We start from the raw sequence: 19315 nt of genomic DNA, 5'->3' as shown, positions 1-19315 counted from the left end.
ATGAGCGAGAAGACGGTCGTGCGGCCGTACGGGGACACCACAGGTGACGGCATGGTGCAGGTGTCGTTCACGTTGCCGGTGCCGCACGACAAGCGGGCCGAGGGCGCGGCGGTGCAGCTCGCGAACAAGATGGGCATGGACCCGGCGATGCTGGTGCACGCCAAGCCGATCGGCGACGGGTTCACGTTCTTCGTGGTGTACGGGCGGGTGAACCACCTGGTGGACCTGGCGAAGGTGCAGGTGGTGGAGCGTGACTATCCGCTGCTGTCGGCCAAGGAGGTCAACGCGGTGGTGAAGCGGCGGCTGCGCCGCAAGCTGTCGGTGGTGGGCGCCTGCATCGGCACCGACGCGCACACCGTGGGCATCGACGCGATCCTCAACGTCAAGGGCATCGCCGGCGAGAAGGGCCTTGAGTACTACCGGGAGCTGAAGGTCACGAACCTCGGCGCGCAGGTGAGTGTGCCGGAGTTGGTCGAGGCGGCCCGGCGGGAGAAGGCGGACGCGGTGCTGGTGTCGCAGGTGGTGACGCAGCGCGACGCGCACCTGCACAACACGCGGGAGATGTCGGCGGCGTTCCGGGAGGCGATGCCGGCCGGCCGCCGGCCGCTGCTGATCGTCGGCGGGCCGCGCTTCGACGAGACGATGACCGGTGAGCTGGGCGTGGACCGGATCTTCGGCCGTGGCACCACCCCGGGTGAGGTCGCCAGTTACCTCGTGCATGCCCTGATCACCTCCAGGAAGGCGAACACCTGATGAGCGATTCCCGTGTCGGTCTTACCGTCGTCCACCGCCGGTATGTGCCGTACTCCCACGCCCACTACGCGGGCAACCTGGTCGACGGGGCGTACGCGCTGGGGTTGTTCGGTGACGTGGCGACCGAGGTGTGCATCCGCACCGACGGTGACGAGGGATTGTTCGCCTCGTACGCCGACGTGCAGTTCCGGGCGCCGATGAAGGCCGGTGACGTGCTGGAGGTGACCGCGACGGTGACCCGGGTGGGCACCCGCAGCCGCACCATCGACTTCGCCGCGACTGTGGTGTGCCGGGGCCGCCCGGACAGGGGCGAGTCGGCCGCCGAGGTGCTCGACGAGCCGATCGTGGCGGTCACCGCGACCGGCACGGTGGTCGTGCCAGCGTCGGCGTGAGCGCGAGGAGCGAGCCGGGGTTGCGAGCCCCGCAGTCGCGAACGAAGGACGGCCCAGCGTGAGCGCGAGGAGCGAGAACGAAGGGCGGCCGGGCGTGAGCGTCGTCGTCTGCGCCGACGTCGGGTCGACGTACACGAAGGCCGCGGTGGTGGACCTCGACGGCGGCCGGCTGGTCGCGGCGGCGTCGGCGCCCACCACGGTGGGCACTGACGTGCTGCACGGCCTGGACGCCGCGGTCGGCGCGGCCACCGCGTCGGCCGGGGTCGCTGAGGTGCCCTGGTACGTGTGTTCGTCGGCCGGGGGTGGGCTGCGCCTCGCGGTGGTGGGTTACGAGCCCCTCGTCACCGCTCAGGCGGGCCGGCGGGTCGGTCTGTCGGCGGGCGCGAACGTGGTGCACGTGGCGGCGGGCCGGATGTCGGGCGCGGACGTGGCGGCGTTGCGGGCGGCCCGCCCGGACGTGGTGCTGCTGGTGGGTGGCACCGACGGCGGGGACGCCGAGACGGTCACCCACAACGCGACGCGGCTGGCGAAGGCCCGTTTCCGGGTGCCGGTGGTCCTCGCGGGCAACGTCGACGTGCGGGACGACCTGTGCGCGCTGCTGGCGGGCGCGGGGGTGCCGGTGACGGCGGCGGGCAACGTGCTGCCGCGCATCGGGGTGCTGGAGCCGGCGTCGGCGCGGGCGGCGATCCGGGAGGTGTTCCTGCGGCACGTCATCGGCGGCAAGAAGCTGTCCCGGGGTACGCGGTTCGCGCGGCTGGTCCGCGCCGCCACCCCGGACGCGGTGCTGACCGGCGTGGAGGTCCTCGCCGGCACGCTCGGCGGTGACCTCGCGGTGGTGGACGTGGGTGGGGCGACCACCGACGTGTACTCGGTGCTCACCCCCGACGAGCGGGACAGCGGCCCGAGTCAGGAGGTCGCCGGGACGCTGTGGCGGGCCCGCACCGTCGAGGGGGACCTGGGCATGCGGTGGAGCGCGCCGGGTGTGGTGCGCGCGGCGGTCGAGGAGCGGCTGCTCGACCCGGCCGACGAGGCGGAGCTGGCGGCAGCGGCGGCGGTCCGGGCCGCCGACCCGGGGTTCCTGCCCGCCGGTGACGGCGAGCGGGCCGTGGACCGGCGTATCGCCGCGCTGGCCGCGACCGTGGCGTTGCGGCGGCACGCGCGGGGTGCGGCGACGGGGGAGCGGGCCGGGCGGGACCTGCGGGAGGTGAAGCTGCTCGTCGGCTCCGGTGGGGTGCTGCGGCACGCCGATCCGGGTGACGCGGCGGCGGTGCTCGACGCGGTGCTCACCGACCATGCCGGCGGGTGGGCGTTGCCGCGGGCGGCCCGGCCGGTCGTCGACGTGGACTACGTACTGGCCGCCGCGGGGCTGCTCGCCGAGGAGCATCCGGGTGCGGCGGCGGCGGTGCTGCGGCACCATCTGGGCGCCTGAACCGGGCTCGGGAATCGAGACGCGCCGACGCGACACGCCGTGTCGCAACACACGACAGGCCCGGGTGGGTTGACAGCGGCGGGGGTCTACGCCGTACCGTCTTTGAGTCCTACCACGGGAAGCGGCTGTTGTTCGCTTCGTCCCTTCGTCCGCTGGCCGAGCGACCGGAAGGTTGCGGCGGCCAGGTCCAGCGGGCGGGGGTCGGCGGGGCGGCGCGAACCGGCCGCGGTTACCGGTGTACGGGCAGGGTGAGAGGCACGGCCAGTAGACAACGGCCAGGCGGGGGCAGCCAGTCCACGTCGGGTCGGTCCGAAGGTCGGCGCCGATCGTCTTCGCCCCACCGGCCGGGAAGGGCCTGGGAGCATCGGGGCGCGGCTTCGGCCGCGCCCCGATTTCATCGCCCCGATGTCCCCCCGTGTCAGCGGCCCAGCCGCCGGTAGCGGCGCACCGCAGCCGGGGCGGCCACCGCGATCAGCGCCAGCGGCCAGGCGATCGCCAGTTCCAGCGCGTGCCGGGCCGGCCACGTGTCCCCGCCCAGGCCCGGGTTGCCGAACAGGTCCCGGGCCGCCGCGACGGTCGCCGACAGCGGGTTCCAGGCGGCGATCGCGCCCAGCCAGTGCGGCATCAGCTCCGGTGCCACGAACACGTTCGACAGCGCGGTGAGCGGGAACGCCAGCGGGAACACCACCACCGCGACCGTGTCCGGGTTCGGCACGAGCAGCCCGAACAGGATGCCCACCCAGGTCAGCGCGACGCGCAGCAGCAGGATCAGCGCCACCGCCGCCAGTGCCCGGCCGACGCCGTCGCGCCACTGCCAGCCCACCAGCAGCCCGCACACGACCAGGGTGGTCATCTCCAGGCACGCCCGTGCCAGGTCGGCGCTCGCCCGGCCGGACAGCAGCGCCGAACGGGCCATCGGCAGCGACCGGAACCGGTCCACCACGCCCCGGCCGGCGTCCACAGCGACCGCCGACGCGGTCGCGCCGAGGCCGTAGAGCATCGTCATGACGAACACACCCGGCAGCAGGAACTCCCGGTAGCTGCCGTCGCCCGGCACGGTCATACCGCTGCCGAACACGTAGCCGAACACCAGCACGAACATGATCGGCAGGGTGAAGTAGAGGATGATCTCCTCCGGGGCGCGGACGACGTGGCGCATGTTCCGCCCGGCCATCAGCCACCCGTCGGTCAGGGCCCTCACGACGCCACCCCCACTCGCCGGCTGTCGGTGGGAACGCCGGTGAGCCGCAGGAACGCCTCGTCCAGCGTGGGACGGCGCACCAGCACGTCGTCCACGGCGATGCCGGTGTCGTCGAGGGCCCGCAGCACGGCGCTGAGCACGGCGATCCGGTCGGCCACCGGCGCGTCCACGCGTCGCAGCTCGGCGTCCACTGTCGCGGTCACGCCGGTGGCGCGTTCCACCACGGCCGCCGCCGTCGGCAGGTCCGCCGCGTCGCGGACGACCAGTTCCAGCCGGTCGGCGCCGATGCGCGCCTTCAACGCCTCCGGGGTGCCCTCGGCCACGACCCGGCCGGTGTCGATGACGCACACCCGGTCGGCGAGGTGGTCGGCCTCCTGCAGGTACTGGGTGGTCAGCAGCACCGTGGTGCCGTCGGCGACCAGTTCCCGCACCGCCGTCCACAGGCCGTTGCGGCTGCGCGGATCCAGGCCGGTGGTCGGCTCGTCGAGGAACAGCACGCGTGGTGGCACCACCAGGCTGGCCGCGAGGTCCAGACGGCGGCGCATCCCACCGGAGTAGCCGCCCGCCGACCGGTCCGCCGCCTCGGTGAGGCCGAACCGGTCCAGCAACTCGTCGGCGCGGCGGCGGGCCCGGCGCGCGGACAACCGCCGTAGCCGGGCGAACAGCACCAGGTTCTGCCGTCCGCTGAGCACCTCGTCGACCGCCGCGTACTGGCCGGTCAGGCTGATCGCCTCACGGACCCGGTCCGGGTCGGCGGCGACGTCGTACCCGGCCACCCGGGCCCGGCCGGCGTCGAAACGCAGCAGCGTGGTGAGGATCCGCACCGCCGTGGTCTTGCCCGCCCCGTTGGGGCCGAGCACCCCGTACACGGTGCCGGCCGGCACGGCCAGGTCGAAGCCGTCCAGGGCGGTGGTGCGTCCGTACGTCTTTCGTATCCCGTCGGCCAGCACGGCCGTCGCGTCGTCGGTCATGGCGTCAGCGTCACCGGCGGCGCTGACCGGGCGCGTACCGCGCGCGCACCGGGCCGTGTCGCGCCGGTCAGCGGCCGTCGAGCAGCGCCAGCGCCCGTTGCCGGGGCAGGCCCGCACCATGGGTGTACGCGGTGGTGAAGGCCGCCTCACCGAGGTGTTCCCGCAGCGCGACAGCGGTCGGCGTGCCGGCCGGGGCGCCTGCCGCGCCGGTGCCCGCCAGCAGCGCCGCCGCCGCGCCCAGCAGCCGGGCCGCCGTCTCGTGGTCGCCGTCGCGCAGCAGCGGCCGGGCCAGCCCGTCGGCCGCCGCGGCCACCACCGGCACGTCCCACACCCCGACGCCGGCGGTGAGGACCTGCCGGTAGTGGACGCGGGCCGCAGCCGGGTCGCCGGTGGCGTCGGCGAGCTGCCCGAGCGTCACCAGTGCCGCGAGCCGCACCACATCGGCGCCGAACCAGCCCGACGGGCACTCCGCCACCGCCCGCTCGCACAGCGTCCGCGCCTCCCGCGGGTCGCCGTCGCGGCGGGCGATCTCGCCGAGACCCAGGTACGCGGCGGCGACCAGTTCCGGCGCGCCGGCCGGCCCGGCGATGCGCCGCACCCGCCGGTAGTCCTCGGCCGCGCCGGTCAGGTCACCGGCGTCCAGCCGCCCGTCGGCGCGGGTCCGCAGCAGTTCCGCCAGGTCCAGTGTGGAGCCGAGCTGCCCGGCCAGGTCCAGCGCCTCCGCCATCGGGGCTGCCGCCGCCGCGACGTCGCCGGTGCGGTAGGCGGCCTCGGCGACGGTGGACAGCGTCACGATCATGCCCCAGCGGTCGTCGAGGGCCCGGAAACCGGCCAGCGCGCCGTCCAGGTCGGCGTGGGCCTGGGCGTGACGGCCGTGCAGCAGGCTGACCATCGCGGTGCCCAGCATGCCCAGCGCCCGGCTCCACGGGTCGGCGCCGAGCAGCCGGTCCCGGACGGCCTGCTCGTGCAGCGCCGCCGCGTCCTCCGGCGACGGCGGACCGCTGGCCATGCCGGACAGGTACAGCAGGAACGGATACCGGGGCGGCCGGGCCAGGGTCCACAGGATCCGCGACGCGGCGTCGACCTCGCCGCGTTCGCCACCACCGGCGAGCGTGGCGATCAGCAGGGCCAGCGCGTACTCCTCGGCCAGGCCGTCGGGCGGGCCGTCGAGCCGGCCGACCAGTCGCCGGGCGAGCGCCGCGCCCTCCCCGCGCAGGCCCCGCAGCCACCAGTAGAATGCCAGCGCCGCGACCAGCCGCAACCCGGTCGCGGTGTCAGCGCGCCGCAGCGCCGCGTGCAGGTCGTCGCGGGCGGCGTCGAGGCGGCGCAGCCACCGGTCCTGGCCGCCGCCGCGCAGCGCCGCGTCGCCGGCCCGCGCCAGATCCAGGAAGTACGCGGCGTGCGCGGCCCGCATCCGCGCGGTGTCGCCGCGCTCGGCGAGCCGGGCCGCCGCGAACTCGCGGATCGTCTCCAGCATCCGGTAGCGGCCGCCGGTGGCCTCCACCAGCGACTTGTCCACCAGGCCGGTGAGCACGTCCAGGACGTCCCCGCTGTCCGGCGCGCACACCGCCTGCACGGCGCCCAGGTCGGCGGCACCGGCGAACACGCTCATCCGGGCGGCCAGCCGCCGCTCCGGCTCGTCGAGCAGATCCCAGCTCCACCCCACGACCGCCTCCAGCGTGCGGTGCCGGGGAGCCGCGGTGCGGTCGCCGCGGCGCAGCAGCCGGAACCGGTCGTCCAGGCGGGCCGCGACCTGCGTCACCGGCAGGGCCCGCAGCCGCGCCGCGGCCAGCTCCAGGGCCAGCGGCAGCCCGTCGAGGGTACGGCAGATCCGCAGCACCGCCGGGGTGGTGGCGGCATCGAGACCGAACCCGGGCGACACGTCGGCGGCCCGGTCGGTGAACAGCCGCACCGCCGGGTACCCGGCGGCGGCCTCCGGTGCGGCCGGCCCGTCCGGCGCGGGCAGCCCGCCGACCGGGCACAGCGCCTCACCGGTGAGGCCCAGCGGCTCCCGGCTGGTGGCGAGCACCTGCAGCCCCGGCGCGGCGGCGAGCAGCCGGCCGGTCAGGCGGGCCGCGTCGTCGATCACGTGTTCGCAGTTGTCCAGCACCAGCAGCAGCCGCCGGTCGGCCAGCGCCGCCACCAGCCGGGCGGTCAGGTCGGCCGGTCCGCCGGGCGTGCGCAGGCCGGCGTCGCGCAGGTCCAGCGCGGCCAGCACCGCGGGCGCGACCGGCGCGCCGGGCGCCACACCGGCCAGCTCCACCAGGCACACCGGCCCGTCGTGGCCGGACGCGACTGTGGTGGCCAGCCGGGTCTTGCCGGCGCCGCCCGGCCCGTGCAGGGTGACCAGCCGGGCCGCGCCGAGCAGCTCCCCGACGCGCCGCAGTTCCCCGTCCCGGCCGACGAAGCTGGTCAGCGGGCTCGGCAGCCGGGCGGGCGGCGCGGCGTCGTCGCGCAGCAGCGCCGTGTGCAGCGCGGCCAGCTCCGCCGACGGGTCGGTGCCCAGCTCCTCGGCCAGCACCCGGCGGGCGTCGGCGTAGACGGCGAGCGCCTCGGCGCGGCGACCGGCGCCGTGCAGGGCACGCATCAGCAGCCCGTGCAGCCGTTCCCGCAGCGGATGCGCCGCCACCAGGTCCCGCAGCTCGGCGATCAGCGGCTCGGCGGCCGGCGCCAGCGCCAGTTCCGCCTCCACGCGGTCCTCGACCGCGGCCAGTCGGGCCGCCCGCAGCCGGGCCGCCTCCACGCCGGCGAACGGCGCGTCCGTCACGTCCGCGAGGGGTTCGCCGCGCCACAGGGCCAGCGCGTCGCGCAGCAGCGCCACCGCGCCGGCCGGATCACCGGCGGCCAGCGCGGCCCGCCCGGCCCCGGCCAGGCCGGTGAACCGGTGCACGTCGACCCGCTGCGGATCGATCGCCAGCCGGTAGCCGGCCGGGCCGAACTCGACGGGCACGCCGGGCAGCAGCCGGCGCAGCCGCGACACCTGCGACTGCAACGCGTTCGCGGCCTGCCCGGGCGGCCGGTCGCCGTACACGCCGTCGACGAGGCGCTGCGGCGCCACGGTGCGGCCGGCGTCGAGCAGGAGCAGCACCAGCAGCGCGCGCAGCCGCCCGCCGGTGACGGGCAGCACGCTGCCGTCGGCGGCGTACGCCTGGGTCGCGCCGAGCACACCGAACCGCATGCGCCCGATTGTCGCCTGTCCGCGCGCGGGCGGTGGCACGCCCCACACCGGTTCGGTCCCGCGACGGTCCGGGCGGGTAGCCTTCGGCCCGTGATCGTGGGGAGATGCCGGTGACGACGCTGGACCGGGAACAGCCGCGTGCCACCGACGGGGCACCCGGTGACGGCGGCACGCGTCCCCTGCCGCTGACGCTCGCCGTGCCGACCGCCGTGCTGGCCGGGGTGGCGCTGCTGCTGGCGTTCCCGCAGTACGGGTGGTGGCCCCTGGCGCCGGTCGGTGTGGCGTTGCTGGCCGCCGCGGTGCACCGGCGGCGGCTGCGCGCCGGCGCCGGGCTGGGCTTCCTGACCGGGGTGGCGTTGTTCGCGCCGCTGCTGGAGTGGACCAACCTGCACACCGGTTACCTGCCGTGGGCGCTGCTGTCGCTGCTGCAGGCCGCCTATCTGGCGCTGCTGGGCGCCGCCGCCGCGTGGGTGTCGCCGCTCGCCGACCGGCACCGGGCGGCGTGGCCGTTGCTCACCGGTGTGCTGTGGGTGGGGCAGGAGGCGCTGCGTGACCGCACCCCGTTCGGCGGGTTCCCGTGGGGGCGGCTGGCGTTCAGCCAGGACACCTCGCCGCTGTTGAAGCTGGCCGCGCTCGGCGGCGCCCCGCTGGTCACGTTCGCCGTCGCGGTCGCCGGTGGGCTGCTGGTCACCGCCGCGTGGCGGGACTGGCGGCGCGCGCCCGGGCAGTGGCGGCCGGTGGCCGGGCTCACCGCCGCGCTGGTGGCGCTGCTCGCCGCCGGCACGGCCGTGCCGACGGGGGTACGCGGCGCGGGCGACACCGTCACCGTCGCCATCGTGCAGGGCAACGTGCCGCGCCTCGGGCTGGACTTCAACGCGCAGCGGCAGGCGGTGCTGAACAACCACGTCGACGCGACGCTGGAGCTGGCGCGGCGGGTCGCCGAGGGCGGGCAGGACCGCCCCGACGTGGTGGTGTGGCCGGAGAACTCCAGCGACATCGACCCGTTGCGCAACCCGGGCGCGGGGGAGCGGATCTCCCGGGCGGCCGACGCGATCGGCGCGCCGATCCTGGTCGGCGCGGTGCTGGTCGGTCCCGGCCAGGGTGAGGTGCGCAACGCGGGGCTGCTGTGGCGGCCGGGAACCGGCCCGGATCTGGACCAGGTGTACACGAAGCGGCATCCGGTGCCGTTCGCCGAGTACGTGCCGTTGCGGTCCATCGCCCGCAAGGTCAGTTCCCAGGTCGACCGGGTCCGGTCCGATTTCGTCGCCGGTGACCGTCCCGGCGTGCTGAACACCGGCCCGGCCGTGCTCGGCGACGTGATCTGCTTCGAGGTCGCCTACGACGGCCTCGTCCGCGACACGGTCACCGGCGGCGCGCAGCTGCTGGTGGTGCAGACGAACAACGCCACGTTCGACGTGGCCGAGGCCCGCCAGCAGTTGGCCATGGTGCGGCTGCGGGCCGTGGAGCACGGCCGGGCCGCGTTGATGGCCTCCACGGTCGGGGTGTCCGGGTTCGTTTCCCCGGACGGGCGGGTAGACGGTGCGACCGGGTTCAACACCGCCGCTGTGGTGGTGCGGCAGATGGAACTCGGCGACGGGCGTACCCCGGCGACCACGGCCGGAGTGTGGCCGGAGGTGGCGCTGACGGCGCTGGCGGTCGCGGCCCTGGCCGGCGCGGCGGTGCTGCGCCGGCGCCGGGAGGTCGCTCCCGGCTGAGCCGACGAGAGGCGGTGCGACGGTGGGCGTGGCAGCCGACAGGCGGACGGTCGGGCATCCCGGGGTGGGACGGGTCCTGGTGGTCATCCCCACCTACAACGAGGCCGGCAACGTCGGGCGCATCGTCGCCCGGGTACGCGAGGCGGCGCCGGCGGTGGACGTCCTCGTCGCCGACGACAACAGCCCCGACGGCACCGGCGCGATCGCCGACAGGATCGCCGGCGGCGACCCGCGGGTGCACGTGCTGCACCGGGCCGGCAAGGAAGGGCTCGGCGCGGCCTACCTGGCCGGGTTCGCCTGGGCGCGCGCACGCGGCTACGACGCGGTGGTGGAGATGGACGCCGACGGCTCGCACGCCCCGGAGGACCTGCCGGCGCTGCTGCACGCCGCCCGCGACGCCGACGTGGTGATCGGCTCCCGGTGGACCCGGGGCGCGCGGGTGCTGAACTGGCCGTGGCGGCGGCTGCTGCTGTCCCGGGCCGGCAACCTGTACGCGCGGCTGGCGCTGGGCATGCCGGTCAGCGACGCCACCGGCGGCTACCGGGTGTACCGGTCCAGCGCGCTGGACGCGATCGACCTGGACTCGGTGCGGTCCCAGGGGTACGCGTTCCAGGTGGAGCTGTCGCGGCTGGCGCACCGGGCCGGGGTGCGGATCGTGGAGGTGCCCATCACGTTCGCCGAGCGGGAACACGGCGACAGCAAGATGAGCCCGCTGATCGTGGCGGAGGCGCTGTGGCGGGTCACCCGTTGGGGCGTGCGGGACCGCCTGGCGGCCACGCCGTCGCGCCCGGATGCGCTCGCGCGCTGGCCTTGAGCGAGGGCGTGTCATGCTTGACGGGCGTGATGACCCCGGTCGGATGAGGTGAGATGCGCCGAGGACTGAAGTTCGTACCACCGGCCCTGCTGCTGCTCGCGTTGCTGGAGCTGACCGTTTTCGTGCTGGTCGGCCGGGCCGTCGGGTTCGGTGTGGCGGTGCTGCTGGTGTTCGGGGCGTCCCTGCTGGGCCTGGTGCTGCTGCGCCGCGAGGGCATGCGGGCGTGGCGCGGCTTCCGCGCCGCGGCTCAGGCCGGCCGGCCGCCGGGCCCCGAGGTGACCGACGGGCTGATCGGCCTGCTGGGTGCGTTGCTGCTGGCGCTGCCGGGCCTGTTCAGCGGTGTGGTGGGGCTGCTGTTGCTGGTGCCGCCGCTGCGCCGGCTGGCCGGCGGCGGGGTGCGCCGGGCCACCGAGCGGCGGGTGTCGTCGATGGTCGCCGGTGACCTGTTCGGGCCGCGCCGGGTGCGTGTGTACCGGGGTGCGCCGCAGCCGGCCCCGGAGCCCGCCCCGGCCTCGTCGCCGTCGCCGCAGCCGGTCATCGACCCGGGCAAGGCCATCGAGGGTGAGATCGTCGACCGCTGAGGCGCGTGGAGACAGCGAAACGCCCCCGGGTGATCCCGGGGGCGTTTCCGCGCGTTACGGACGGTCAGGCACGACCGCGGCGGGTACGGACCTCCTGGAGCCGTTCGGCGAGGATGTCCTCCAGCTCGGCGATCGAGCGCCGCTCCAGCAGCATGTCCCAGTGGGTACGCGGCGGCTTGGCCTTCTTCTGCTCCGGCTCGGTGCCGTCGACCAGGCGGGCGACGCTGCCGTCGAACTTGCACTCCCAGGTCGTGGGGACCTCGGCGTCGACGGCGAACGGCACCTCGAACTGGTGGCCCTTGGCGCAGAGGTACTCGCGGGTCTGGCGTGGCGCGAGCTCCGTGTTGCGGTCGGACTCGTAGCTGACCGCGCCCAGCCGGCTACCGCGCAGCATGCGCTCGCCCATGATCGACTTCCCCTCGTTCGTGGTGCTGGTCTTCGGGTGTAACGGCCGGTGACCGCTCGCCCATTCCCCGGGCCCACGGCGGCAGGGCCGTACGCGGGTCGGGAGTGTCAAGGGTAACCGGCCATGACAGCTGCCCGGCGGGGTCGTCCCCGGCCGGGCCGAATCGGTGGAGTGTTTCGCCTGCCAACGGGGATGTTACCCACCTGTTTGCGTGCCGGAGGTGACGATGAGCAGTGACGCGCCGGTCGGGGCTCGACCGCCCGCCGGGAAGACCTTCTTCGGTCATCCCCGCGCGCTGTCCACGCTCTTCCTCACCGAGATGTGGGAGCGGTTCAGCTTCTACGGCATGCGGGCGATCCTGGTGCTGTACCTGACCGCCGCGGTCGCCGACGGCGGCCTGGACCTCGGCGAGTCCAGCGCCAACGCCGTGTACGGCACCTACAACGCCATGGTCTACCTGATGGCGCTGCCCGGCGGCTGGGTCGCCGACCGGCTGATCGGCGCGCGCCGCAGCGTGCTCTGGGGCGGCGTGGTGATCGCCGCCGGCCACTACGTGATGGCGATCCCGACCGGGTGGAGCGTGTTCGCCGGCATGGCGCTGATCGTGGCCGGCACCGGCCTGCTCAAGCCGAACATCTCCACCATGGTCGGCGACCTGTACGAGCGGGACTCGCCGCGCCGCGACGCCGGGTTCTCCATCTTCTACATGGGCATCAACCTGGGCGCGTTCATCGCCCCGCTGATCACCGGCTTCCTCGGCGAGAAGATCAACTGGCACCTGGGGTTCGGCGCCGCGGCGGTCGGCATGACCTTCGGTGTGCTCCAGTACGTGCTGGGCCGCCGCAACCTGGGCGACGCGGGTGCCCGCCCCGCGGACCCGCTGCTCGGCGCGGACCGGCGGCGCGCGCTGACCCGCGTCGGCGTGGCGAGCGTCGTGCTGCTCGCCGTGCTGCTGGTGCTGCTGCTGGCCGGCTGGTTCACCGTCGACACGGTGGTCAACCTGCTGACCGTGGTGACGGTGCTGGTGACGGTCGGCTACTTCGCGCGGATCCTCACCGACCGGGAGATCAGCGCCACCGAACGCAGCCGGATGAAGGCGTACGTGTGGCTGTTCCTGTTCGCCGCCGCGTTCTGGCTCATCTACGACCAGGCCGGGTCGGTGCTGAACATCTTCGCCGCCGACCAGACCGACCGGTCGGTGGGCGGGTTCACGTTCCCGGCGTCCTGGCTGCAGTCGGTGAACCCGATCCTGATCATCATCGGCGCGTCGTTGGCCGCCGCGCTGTGGCTCAAACTCGGCCACCGGGTGTCCACGCCCACGAAGTTCGCCGTCGGCCTGGTGCTCAACGGCCTGTCGTTCGTGCTGATGGCCGCCGCCGCGCGGGCAGCAGTCGGTGGCGACCTGGTCTCACCGCTGTGGCTGGTCGCGGTGTACGCGATCCAGGTCGCCGGTGAGCTGTCGCTGAGCCCGGTCGGCCTGTCCGCCACCACGAAACTCGCCCCGGTCAAGTACGCCAGCCAGATGCTGGGCCTGTGGTTCCTGGCCACCGCGGTCGGTGACGCCATCGGCGGTCAGGTGGCGCGGCTGGCCGGCACCTGGTCCCAGCCGGTGTACTTCCTGACCTTCGGGCTGGCCTCGGTGGTGCTGGGCCTGGCCGCGGTGATGTTCACCCGCCAGATCCGGCACCTGATGGCCGGCATCCACTGACCGGGCTCACACCGCCGGGGTCGGTGGCAGCGGCAGCGGCAGCCCGGGCAGCCCGTCGATGCTGGTGGCGATGTGGTCCTTGCCGGCGAAGTACGCGCTCAGCGACGTGTCGTCCTCCCGGGCGAACCGGCGCTCGTGCAGGTCCCGGTCGGCGTCGTAGGTCATGAACGGCACCGCGTAACCGCATGTGTCGCGGATCAGCTCGGCGTGCACCACGATGATCGCCCGCAGGCCGTGCGGGCCGGGGTCGATGTCCGGGAAGTGGGTCAGCAGGTCGGGCCAGCGCGGGTCGTCGCGGAACACCGGCTCGCCGCGCCCGTGCACCCGCACGATGTTCGGCGGGCCGGTGAAGGCGCACCACATCAGCGTGATGCGGCCGTTCTCCCGCAGGTGGGCGATGGTCTCGGCGTTGCTGCCGGCGAAGTCGAGGTACGCCACGGTGTGCTCGTCGAGCACCGCGAAGCAGCCGCGCAGCCCCTTCGGAGACAGGTTGACGGTGCCGTCACCTGACAGCGGGGCGGTGGCCACGAAGAACATCGGCTGCGCCTCGACGAAGTCCCGCAGCCGGCCGTCGATGCGCTCGTACGTCTTTCCCATGCCCTGATCCTCGCCGCCGGGCCGGGTGCGGCGCTGCCCCGTTCCCAGCCCGTGGCCGCTCAGCCGGTACGCGTGCCGAGCCGCGCCAGCGCCGTCGCCAGATCGCTCACCTGGTCGGCGAGCTGCCCGGCCCGGCGCTGCGCGGCGTCCCGGTCCGCCTCGATCGTCGCCGTCCGCGCGGCCAGGTCGGCCGCCCGGGCCTCGGCGGCGCTCGCGGCCCGCCGCGCCTCGGCCAGCTCCGCTGCCAGCGCGTCCCGCTCGGCGGTACGGGCGGCGGCCTGCTCCACCGCGCCGGCCGTCTCGGCGCGGGCCCGCTCGACGGCGGCGGAAGCCTCGGCGCGGACGCGTTCCAGCGCAGTGTCGGCGCGGTCCCGCTCGGCCCGGGCCTGCTGTGCGGCGGCGGCCTGCGCGTCGGCCCGCTCGGTCGCGGCCCGGGCGGAACGGTCCGCCTCGGCGGCCCGGCCCTGGGCGGCCTGCGTCTCGGCGCGGGCCCGGTCGGCCTCGGCACGGGACTGTTCGGCCCGGTCCAGGGCCTCGGCTGCGGATCGGGTGGCCCGCTCGGCGTCGGCGCGGGCGGCGTCCCGCTCGGCGGTCAGCTCGCCCGCGCGGCGGCGTTCGGCGTCGCGTTCGGTGCGTACCGTGCGCAGTTCGTGCCGGGCCGCGTCGCGGTCGCGTTCGGCCTGCACCCGCAGGGCCTGCGCCGCGCCCGCCTCGGCGCGGGCGGCGTCGCGGGCGTCCTCGGCCGCGGCGGCCCGCTCGGCCGCCGCCGAGGCCGTGGCCTCCGCCCGCTCGGCGCGGTCGGCGGCGGCGTCGCGTTCGGCGTACGCGGCGCGGGCCTGCTGCCGGTCGCGGGCGGCTGTCGCGGCGGCGTCCTCGGCCTCCCGGCGGGCCTCGTCGCGTTCGGCGTGCGCGGCGGCCACCTGCGTGGCGGTCTCCGCGCGCAGTTCGGCGAGCTGCCGTTCCACACCGGCCGGGGACAGTTCGGCGTGCAGCGCCTCGGTGAGCGTCTCCACGATCTGGTCGAGCCGGTCCACCGCCTCCCAGGTGCGCGCCACCTGCCCCGGCAGGCCGGGGGAGTTGCGGTGGCGCATCCGCGAGTTGCGGGCGGCCCGCTGGCAGGCGCCGTCGTTGTCCCGGCAGTAGCGGAACGGACGGCCCGCGCCGACACGTTGCGGCACGTCGCGTCCGCAGTGGGCGCAGGGTCGGATGTCGGTGGCGGGCTCGGCGTCCATCGGGGGCGAAGTCTATCCGGCGGCGTCCGCGCGGGCCGCGCCGTCGAGGGTGTAGCGGCGTTGCAGCAGCACCGCCACCACCATCACGACGGCGGGCAGCAGCCCGAAGCCGTAGCGCAGCGCGTCCAGCGCGGCCGGGGACTGGGTCACGCTCTGCCCGGCGGTCGAGGCCACGAACCCGCCGGCGGCCAGGCACAACGCGTACGCGTAGGGGCCCAGCGCCGCGCCGGTGGCCTCGGTGGCGGTCCACACCCCGGTGTACGTGCCGGCCCGCTCGGTGCCGCCGGCCGCGCGGATCACGTCGGGCAGCATCGAGAACGGCAGCAATTGCATGCCGGCGAACGCCACCCCGAGCACCGCCACGGCGGCCACCAGCACCGGCAGCCCGGCCGGACGGCCGATCGCCAGCACCAGCGACCCGGCGGCGAACGCGGCCTGCCCGGCGAGCAGGGCACGTTGCTTGCCGATCCGCCGCGCCACCGCCAGCCAGCCCGGGGTTACCAGCAGTGCCGGCGCGACGAACGCGGCCACCAGCACCGTGGTGAGGCCGGGGCGGCCCAGCTCGTACTCGGCGTAGTAGGGCACCCCGGCGAGCACCAGGTGGGTGGTGGTGGACATGGCCAGGTACGCGCCGACCAGCCAGCGGAACTGCCGGTCCCGCAGGCTCGCGGCCAGTGCCCGCCACCCGCCCGGGCCGTGCGGCGGGACCGCGTCGGCGGCGGTACGGCGCAACCGGCCGATCCCGGCGACGCCCACCAGCATCGCGGCGAGCATCCCGGCCGCCAGCACCACGCCCATCAGCAGGTACCCGTCCCGGGTGGCGTCGTCGCCACCGGCCAGCAGCGGCGCGAGGAGCCCGGAGACGAGGATGCCGAGGGTCAGCACCACCATCCGGAACGCCATCAGCCGGGTCCGCTCGTGGTAGCCGATCCGCAGGTCCGCCGGGGTCGCCAGGTAGGGCACCTGGTAGGCGGCGAACAGCAGGTTGCCGGCGACGAAGAAGACCGCCACCCAGCCCGCGGCGGCGGCGCCGGTGAGGCCGCCGGGCACCGCGAACAGCGCGGCGAACGCCAGCGGCAGCACGCAGCCGGCCAGCAGCAGCCGGCGCCGGTGTCCCCGGCGGGCCTGCTCGACGTCGCAGCGGTGCCCGATCCACGGGTGCAGCAGCACGTCGGCGATCTTCGGCAGCAGCAGGGTGAGCCCGGCGAGCCACGGCGCGACCGCCAGCACGTCGGTCAGGAAGTAGAGCAGCAGCAGGCCGGGCACGGTGACCCAGACGCCCATGCCGAGCGAGCCGGTGGCGAACCCGACGAGCGGGCCGCGCGGCAGGGTGACCGCGTCGGAGCGCTGATCCAGCCCGGTCATGGCGGTCTCCTGTCCTCGGGGCACGCCGGCCCCAATCCAACGGTTGCTGGATTGTAGGGGGAACAATGGCCGGATGACCACGCCTCGCCGCCGTCCGGGCCGGCCCCGCCGCGACGACCAGCGGCCGACCCGTGACCTGGTGCTCGTCGCCGCCACCGCGTTGTTCGCCGAGCGGGGCTTCGACGCGGTGAGCGTCCGCGACGTCGCCGCCGCCGCGGGCGTGGACGCGGCCACCGTCGCGCACCACACCGGCACCAAGGCGCAGCTGTACGACGCCTGCTTCGCCCGGGTGTTCAGCGCCGAACGGGAGGTGATCGAGGCGGCCGGGGAGCGCGCCCGGGCGGCCCTGGCAGCGGGCCCGCAGGACGCGCTGCGGGCGCTGCACGACCTGGTGGACGTGTTCGTCGACTTCCTGGAGGACCGGCCGGAGACCACCGCGCTGTGGCTGCGCCGCTGGCTGGAGCCGCAGCGGCACGGCGAACTGGACCGCCGCTACGCCGCGCCGCTGTACGGGCTGGTCGAGGAGCTGCTGCTGGCCGCGGCCGAGGCGGGCGCGCTGACCGAGCCGACCCCGCACGTGACGGTGCGGTCCCTGGTCTGGGCGGTGCACGGGCACGTGGTGGCGCTGGCCGCCGGGGCCGGGTCCGGCGCGCGGGAGCGGCGCGAGTTCCGGGCGTTCGTGCACCGGTTCCTCGACGCGCTGTACCAGGGCGGCCCGGACGGCACCCGGGCTTGACGCCGGCCCCCGCTCCGGAGATTATCCATCGGTCGTTGGATTAAGGAGGCGGGCATGGCCACACCGAGGGTCGCTGTCGTCGGCGCCGGGGCCGCCGGACTGGCCACGCTCAAGGCGCTCGCCGACGCGGGTGTCCCGGCGGTGGCGTTCGAGACCGCGGACACGCTCGGCGGCCTCTGGGTGTACGGGTCGCCCGGCTCGCCCGCGTACCGCACGCTGCACCTGAACACCAGCAAGGGGCGTACCGAGTTCGCCGACCACCCGATGCCCGCCGACTGGCCGGACTACCCCGACCACACCCGGATCGCGGGCTACCTCGGCGACTACGCCGACCGGTTCGGGCTGCGCGAGGCGGTACGGCTGCGGCACACAGTCGACCGGGTCACCCGCACCGGAGACGGCTGGCGGGTACGTGCCACCGGGCCGGACGGCCCGGTCGAGGTCGACGTCGAGGCGGTGGTGGTCGCCAACGGGCACAATCGGGTGCCGAAGCGACCCGAGCCGTACCCGGGCGAGTGCACCGCCGAGCAGATGCACAGCCACGACTACCGGGGGCCCGAACAGCTCGCCGGACGCCGGGTGCTCGTGGTCGGCGGCGGCAACTCCGCCATGGACATCGCCGTCGACGCCTCGTACGCCGCCGAACGCACACTGCTGTCGCTGCGCCGGGGCGTGTGGGTGGTGCCGAAGTACCTGCTCGGCCGCCCCTCGGACACGCTCAACGGCGCACTGGCCCGGCGGCTGCCGTGGCGGCTGCGGCAGCGGATCAGCCAGACCATGATCACCACGGCGGTCGGTCCGCCCAGCAGGTACGGGCTGCCCGCACCGGCGCACGGCTTCCTCCAGGACCACCCGACGCTGTCCGACGCGCTGCTGTCCCGGCTGACCCACGGCGACATCCAGGCCCGGCCCGGCATCGCCCGCCTCGACGGCCACCGGGCCGAGTTCACCGACGGCCGCCACGACGAGGTCGACCTGGTGATCTGGTGCACCGGCTACCGGGTCGAGGTGCCGTTCCTCGACCCGGCGCTGCTCGGCGACGGCGCGGACCGGCTGCCGCTGTACCGGCACGTGTTCCACCTGGACGCCCCCGGGCTGGCGTTCGTCGGGCTCATGCAGTCCACCGGCGCGGCGTTCCCCCTGGTCGAGGCGCAGGCCCGGCTGGTGGCCGCGCGCCTGGCCGGCACCTGGGCGCCACCGGATCCGGCCCGCCAGGCCGCCGCCTGCCGCGACGAGCTGCGCGCCGCCACCGCCCGGTGGGGCCAGCGCCGCCCGCACATGCGCGTCGACTTCGACGTCTACCTGGCCGAACTGGGCCGGGAACTGGCCGCCGGTCGGCGTCGCGCCGGAGCGGCCCGATGAGCGGCCGGGACCCGGCCGCCGGGGCGCGGCGGACCGGAACCGGCGCGGTGCGCGGGCTGGCCGGGCGGCGGGTGCTTGTCACCGGCGCCCGGGGCACGTTCGGGCAGCACCTGGGCGCGGCACTGACCGCCGCCGGTGCCCACGTGGTCGGGCTGGACCTGCACGCCGACCCCGACGCCACCCCGCCGGTGCTCGGCGTCGACCTGACCGATCCGGCCGCGACGCCACCGGCCGTGGCGGCGGCCGTCGACCGGCTCGGCGGGCTCGACCTGCTCATCAACAACGCCGGTGTGGGCGGGCCCGCGCCCGCCGAGCTGCCACCTGACGAGGTGGTACGCCGCCAGATCGAGGTGAACCTGCTCGCCGCCTGGCGGACCACAGCCGCCGCGATGCCGGCCCTGGAGGCCGCCCGCGGCCGGGTGATCTTCGTGGCCAGCCGGATGGCAGTCCTGCCGCTGCCGCTGGCCGCCGCGTACGGGGTGAGCAAGCGGGCGCTCGTCGCGTACGCCGACGCGCTGCGCCACGAGGTCGGCACGCACGTCGGCGTCAGCGTCGTCTACCCCAGCATGGTCGCCTCCCCGATCCACGACAGCACTGTGGCGGCCGGGCTGTCGCTGAACGGGGTCTCCCGCCCGGAGCCGGTCGACGGGGTCGTCGCGGCGATCCTGCGCGCCGCCACCGCCCGGCGCGCGCCACGCGACGTGGCCACCACCCGGCGCGGCCGGATCGAACTGGCGCTGGCCCGGCACGCTCCGGCGCTGGCCGACCGGATGGTGCGCCGTACCGTCGCCGGGCGGCTGGCCGCCGGTGACCTGGACGGCGCGACGCTGGCCGAGGGGATGGTCCGGCGGCACCGGCAGGACCGCCGGTAGCGT

17 protein-coding genes are annotated in these 19315 nt (G+C 75.6%); 10 read left to right on the top strand and 7 right to left on the bottom strand.

Annotated features, from left to right (window positions below; all coding sequences use genetic code 11):
- The 3 genes from AB0B20_RS21170 (at position 1) to AB0B20_RS21160 (ending at position 2574) form a co-directional block, all read left to right on the top strand.
- Entirely contained in the window at positions 1–753 is a 753-nt protein-coding gene (locus AB0B20_RS21170) for an OAM dimerization domain-containing protein (RefSeq protein ID WP_357384624.1), read from the top strand.
- A complete protein-coding gene (locus AB0B20_RS21165; RefSeq protein WP_357384626.1) occupies positions 753–1145 on the top strand; it encodes a hotdog domain-containing protein in 393 nt (130 codons plus the stop codon). The genes AB0B20_RS21170 and AB0B20_RS21165 overlap by 1 nt, the downstream gene beginning before the upstream one ends.
- Positions 1146–1239: 94 nt before the next feature.
- The gene (locus AB0B20_RS21160; RefSeq protein WP_357472832.1) at positions 1240–2574 is read left to right on the top strand and encodes a glutamate mutase L; all 1335 of its coding nucleotides are present in this window, start codon (positions 1240–1242) and stop codon (positions 2572–2574) included.
- A 418-nt stretch (positions 2575–2992) separates the two neighbouring features.
- Here AB0B20_RS21160 and AB0B20_RS21155 read toward each other — a convergent pair whose 3' ends face one another.
- From AB0B20_RS21155 to AB0B20_RS21145, 3 genes are all read right to left on the bottom strand, one after another.
- Positions 2993–3775 carry an ABC transporter permease gene (locus AB0B20_RS21155; protein ID WP_357472702.1) on the bottom strand — a complete coding sequence of 261 codons (783 nt, stop codon included), beginning with the start codon at positions 3773–3775 and terminating at the stop codon, positions 2993–2995.
- Positions 3772–4746, bottom strand: coding sequence for an ATP-binding cassette domain-containing protein (locus tag AB0B20_RS21150; RefSeq protein WP_357472699.1), 975 nt, complete (start codon positions 4744–4746; stop codon positions 3772–3774). Before AB0B20_RS21150 ends, AB0B20_RS21155 begins: the two co-directional genes overlap by 4 nt.
- 67 nt (positions 4747–4813) lie before the next feature.
- Positions 4814–7924 carry a BTAD domain-containing putative transcriptional regulator gene (locus tag AB0B20_RS21145; protein WP_357472696.1) on the bottom strand — a complete coding sequence of 1037 codons (3111 nt, stop codon included), beginning with the start codon at positions 7922–7924 and terminating at the stop codon, positions 4814–4816.
- Positions 7925–8034: 110 nt separating this feature from the next.
- Here AB0B20_RS21145 and lnt point away from each other — a divergent pair, with 110 nt between their 5' ends.
- From lnt to AB0B20_RS21130, 3 genes are read left to right on the top strand one after another with little or no spacing between them, the layout of a single operon-like run.
- Positions 8035–9639: an apolipoprotein N-acyltransferase gene (gene lnt, locus AB0B20_RS21140; RefSeq protein ID WP_357472693.1), complete on the top strand. Its 1605-nt coding sequence runs from the start codon at positions 8035–8037 to the stop codon at positions 9637–9639.
- A 22-nt stretch (positions 9640–9661) separates the two neighbouring features.
- On the top strand, positions 9662–10453 hold the full coding sequence (locus tag AB0B20_RS21135; protein ID WP_357472690.1) for a polyprenol monophosphomannose synthase: 792 nt from the start codon (positions 9662–9664) through the stop codon (positions 10451–10453).
- Between the two features lie 53 nt (positions 10454–10506).
- Positions 10507–11034 carry an FxsA family protein gene (locus tag AB0B20_RS21130; RefSeq protein WP_357472687.1) on the top strand — a complete coding sequence of 176 codons (528 nt, stop codon included), beginning with the start codon at positions 10507–10509 and terminating at the stop codon, positions 11032–11034.
- A 64-nt stretch (positions 11035–11098) separates the two neighbouring features.
- On the opposite strand, the gene AB0B20_RS21125 is transcribed toward AB0B20_RS21130, so the two are convergent.
- On the bottom strand, positions 11099–11440 hold the full coding sequence (locus tag AB0B20_RS21125) for an RNA polymerase-binding protein RbpA (RefSeq protein ID WP_007070998.1): 342 nt from the start codon (positions 11438–11440) through the stop codon (positions 11099–11101).
- A 226-nt stretch (positions 11441–11666) separates the two neighbouring features.
- Here AB0B20_RS21125 and AB0B20_RS21120 point away from each other — a divergent pair, with 226 nt between their 5' ends.
- Entirely contained in the window at positions 11667–13148 is a 1482-nt protein-coding gene (locus AB0B20_RS21120) for a peptide MFS transporter (RefSeq protein WP_357472684.1), read from the top strand.
- Between the two features lie 6 nt (positions 13149–13154).
- Here AB0B20_RS21120 and AB0B20_RS21115 read toward each other — a convergent pair whose 3' ends face one another.
- Genes AB0B20_RS21115 through AB0B20_RS21105 form a run of 3 tightly spaced genes read right to left on the bottom strand, consistent with a single transcriptional unit; the run spans position 13155 to position 16342 of the window.
- On the bottom strand, positions 13155–13745 hold the full coding sequence (locus AB0B20_RS21115) for a pyridoxamine 5'-phosphate oxidase family protein (protein ID WP_357472681.1): 591 nt from the start codon (positions 13743–13745) through the stop codon (positions 13155–13157).
- A gap of 59 nt (positions 13746–13804) precedes the next feature.
- Positions 13805–14977 carry a hypothetical protein gene (locus AB0B20_RS21110; protein ID WP_357472678.1) on the bottom strand — a complete coding sequence of 391 codons (1173 nt, stop codon included), beginning with the start codon at positions 14975–14977 and terminating at the stop codon, positions 13805–13807.
- Positions 14978–14989: 12 nt separating this feature from the next.
- Positions 14990–16342, bottom strand: coding sequence for an MFS transporter (locus AB0B20_RS21105; protein ID WP_357387299.1), 1353 nt, complete (start codon positions 16340–16342; stop codon positions 14990–14992).
- A gap of 73 nt (positions 16343–16415) precedes the next feature.
- Here AB0B20_RS21105 and AB0B20_RS21100 point away from each other — a divergent pair, with 73 nt between their 5' ends.
- Genes AB0B20_RS21100 through AB0B20_RS21090 form a run of 3 tightly spaced genes read left to right on the top strand, consistent with a single transcriptional unit; the run spans position 16416 to position 19312 of the window.
- Complete coding sequence (locus tag AB0B20_RS21100) at positions 16416–17078, top strand: TetR/AcrR family transcriptional regulator (protein WP_357472675.1); 663 nt, start codon at positions 16416–16418, stop codon at positions 17076–17078.
- A gap of 54 nt (positions 17079–17132) precedes the next feature.
- A complete protein-coding gene (locus AB0B20_RS21095; protein ID WP_357472672.1) occupies positions 17133–18440 on the top strand; it encodes an NAD(P)-binding domain-containing protein in 1308 nt (435 codons plus the stop codon).
- Entirely contained in the window at positions 18437–19312 is an 876-nt protein-coding gene (locus AB0B20_RS21090; RefSeq protein WP_357387305.1) for an SDR family NAD(P)-dependent oxidoreductase, read from the top strand. The genes AB0B20_RS21095 and AB0B20_RS21090 overlap by 4 nt, the downstream gene beginning before the upstream one ends.
- Positions 19313–19315: the final 3 nt, after the last annotated feature.

This window comes from Micromonospora sp. NPDC049151 (genome assembly GCF_040648395.1).
Taxonomy (GTDB): domain Bacteria; phylum Actinomycetota; class Actinomycetes; order Mycobacteriales; family Micromonosporaceae; genus Micromonospora.
Note: the sequence above shows the minus strand (reverse complement) of the source record. Positions and strands in the feature narration are given on the sequence as shown.

Excerpts from the sequence above, each read along its gene's own strand:
- AB0B20_RS21125 (WP_007070998.1), bottom strand. The coding sequence starts at position 11,440 with ATGGGCGAGCGCATGCTGCGCGGTAGCCGGCTGGGCGCGGTCAGCTAC.
- AB0B20_RS21145 (WP_357472696.1), bottom strand. The coding sequence starts at position 7,924 with ATGCGGTTCGGTGTGCTCGGCGCGACCCAGGCGTACGCCGCCGACGGC.
- AB0B20_RS21115 (WP_357472681.1), bottom strand. The coding sequence starts at position 13,745 with ATGGGAAAGACGTACGAGCGCATCGACGGCCGGCTGCGGGACTTCGTC.
- AB0B20_RS21110 (WP_357472678.1), bottom strand. The coding sequence starts at position 14,977 with ATGGACGCCGAGCCCGCCACCGACATCCGACCCTGCGCCCACTGCGGA.
- AB0B20_RS21100 (WP_357472675.1), top strand. The coding sequence starts at position 16,416 with ATGACCACGCCTCGCCGCCGTCCGGGCCGGCCCCGCCGCGACGACCAG.
- AB0B20_RS21120 (WP_357472684.1), top strand. The coding sequence starts at position 11,667 with ATGAGCAGTGACGCGCCGGTCGGGGCTCGACCGCCCGCCGGGAAGACC.
- AB0B20_RS21170 (WP_357384624.1), top strand. The coding sequence starts at position 1 with ATGAGCGAGAAGACGGTCGTGCGGCCGTACGGGGACACCACAGGTGAC.
- AB0B20_RS21130 (WP_357472687.1), top strand. The coding sequence starts at position 10,507 with ATGCGCCGAGGACTGAAGTTCGTACCACCGGCCCTGCTGCTGCTCGCG.
- AB0B20_RS21150 (WP_357472699.1), bottom strand. The coding sequence starts at position 4,746 with ATGACCGACGACGCGACGGCCGTGCTGGCCGACGGGATACGAAAGACG.
- AB0B20_RS21105 (WP_357387299.1), bottom strand. The coding sequence starts at position 16,342 with ATGACCGGGCTGGATCAGCGCTCCGACGCGGTCACCCTGCCGCGCGGC.
- AB0B20_RS21165 (WP_357384626.1), top strand. The coding sequence starts at position 753 with ATGAGCGATTCCCGTGTCGGTCTTACCGTCGTCCACCGCCGGTATGTG.
- AB0B20_RS21095 (WP_357472672.1), top strand. The coding sequence starts at position 17,133 with ATGGCCACACCGAGGGTCGCTGTCGTCGGCGCCGGGGCCGCCGGACTG.
- AB0B20_RS21090 (WP_357387305.1), top strand. The coding sequence starts at position 18,437 with ATGAGCGGCCGGGACCCGGCCGCCGGGGCGCGGCGGACCGGAACCGGC.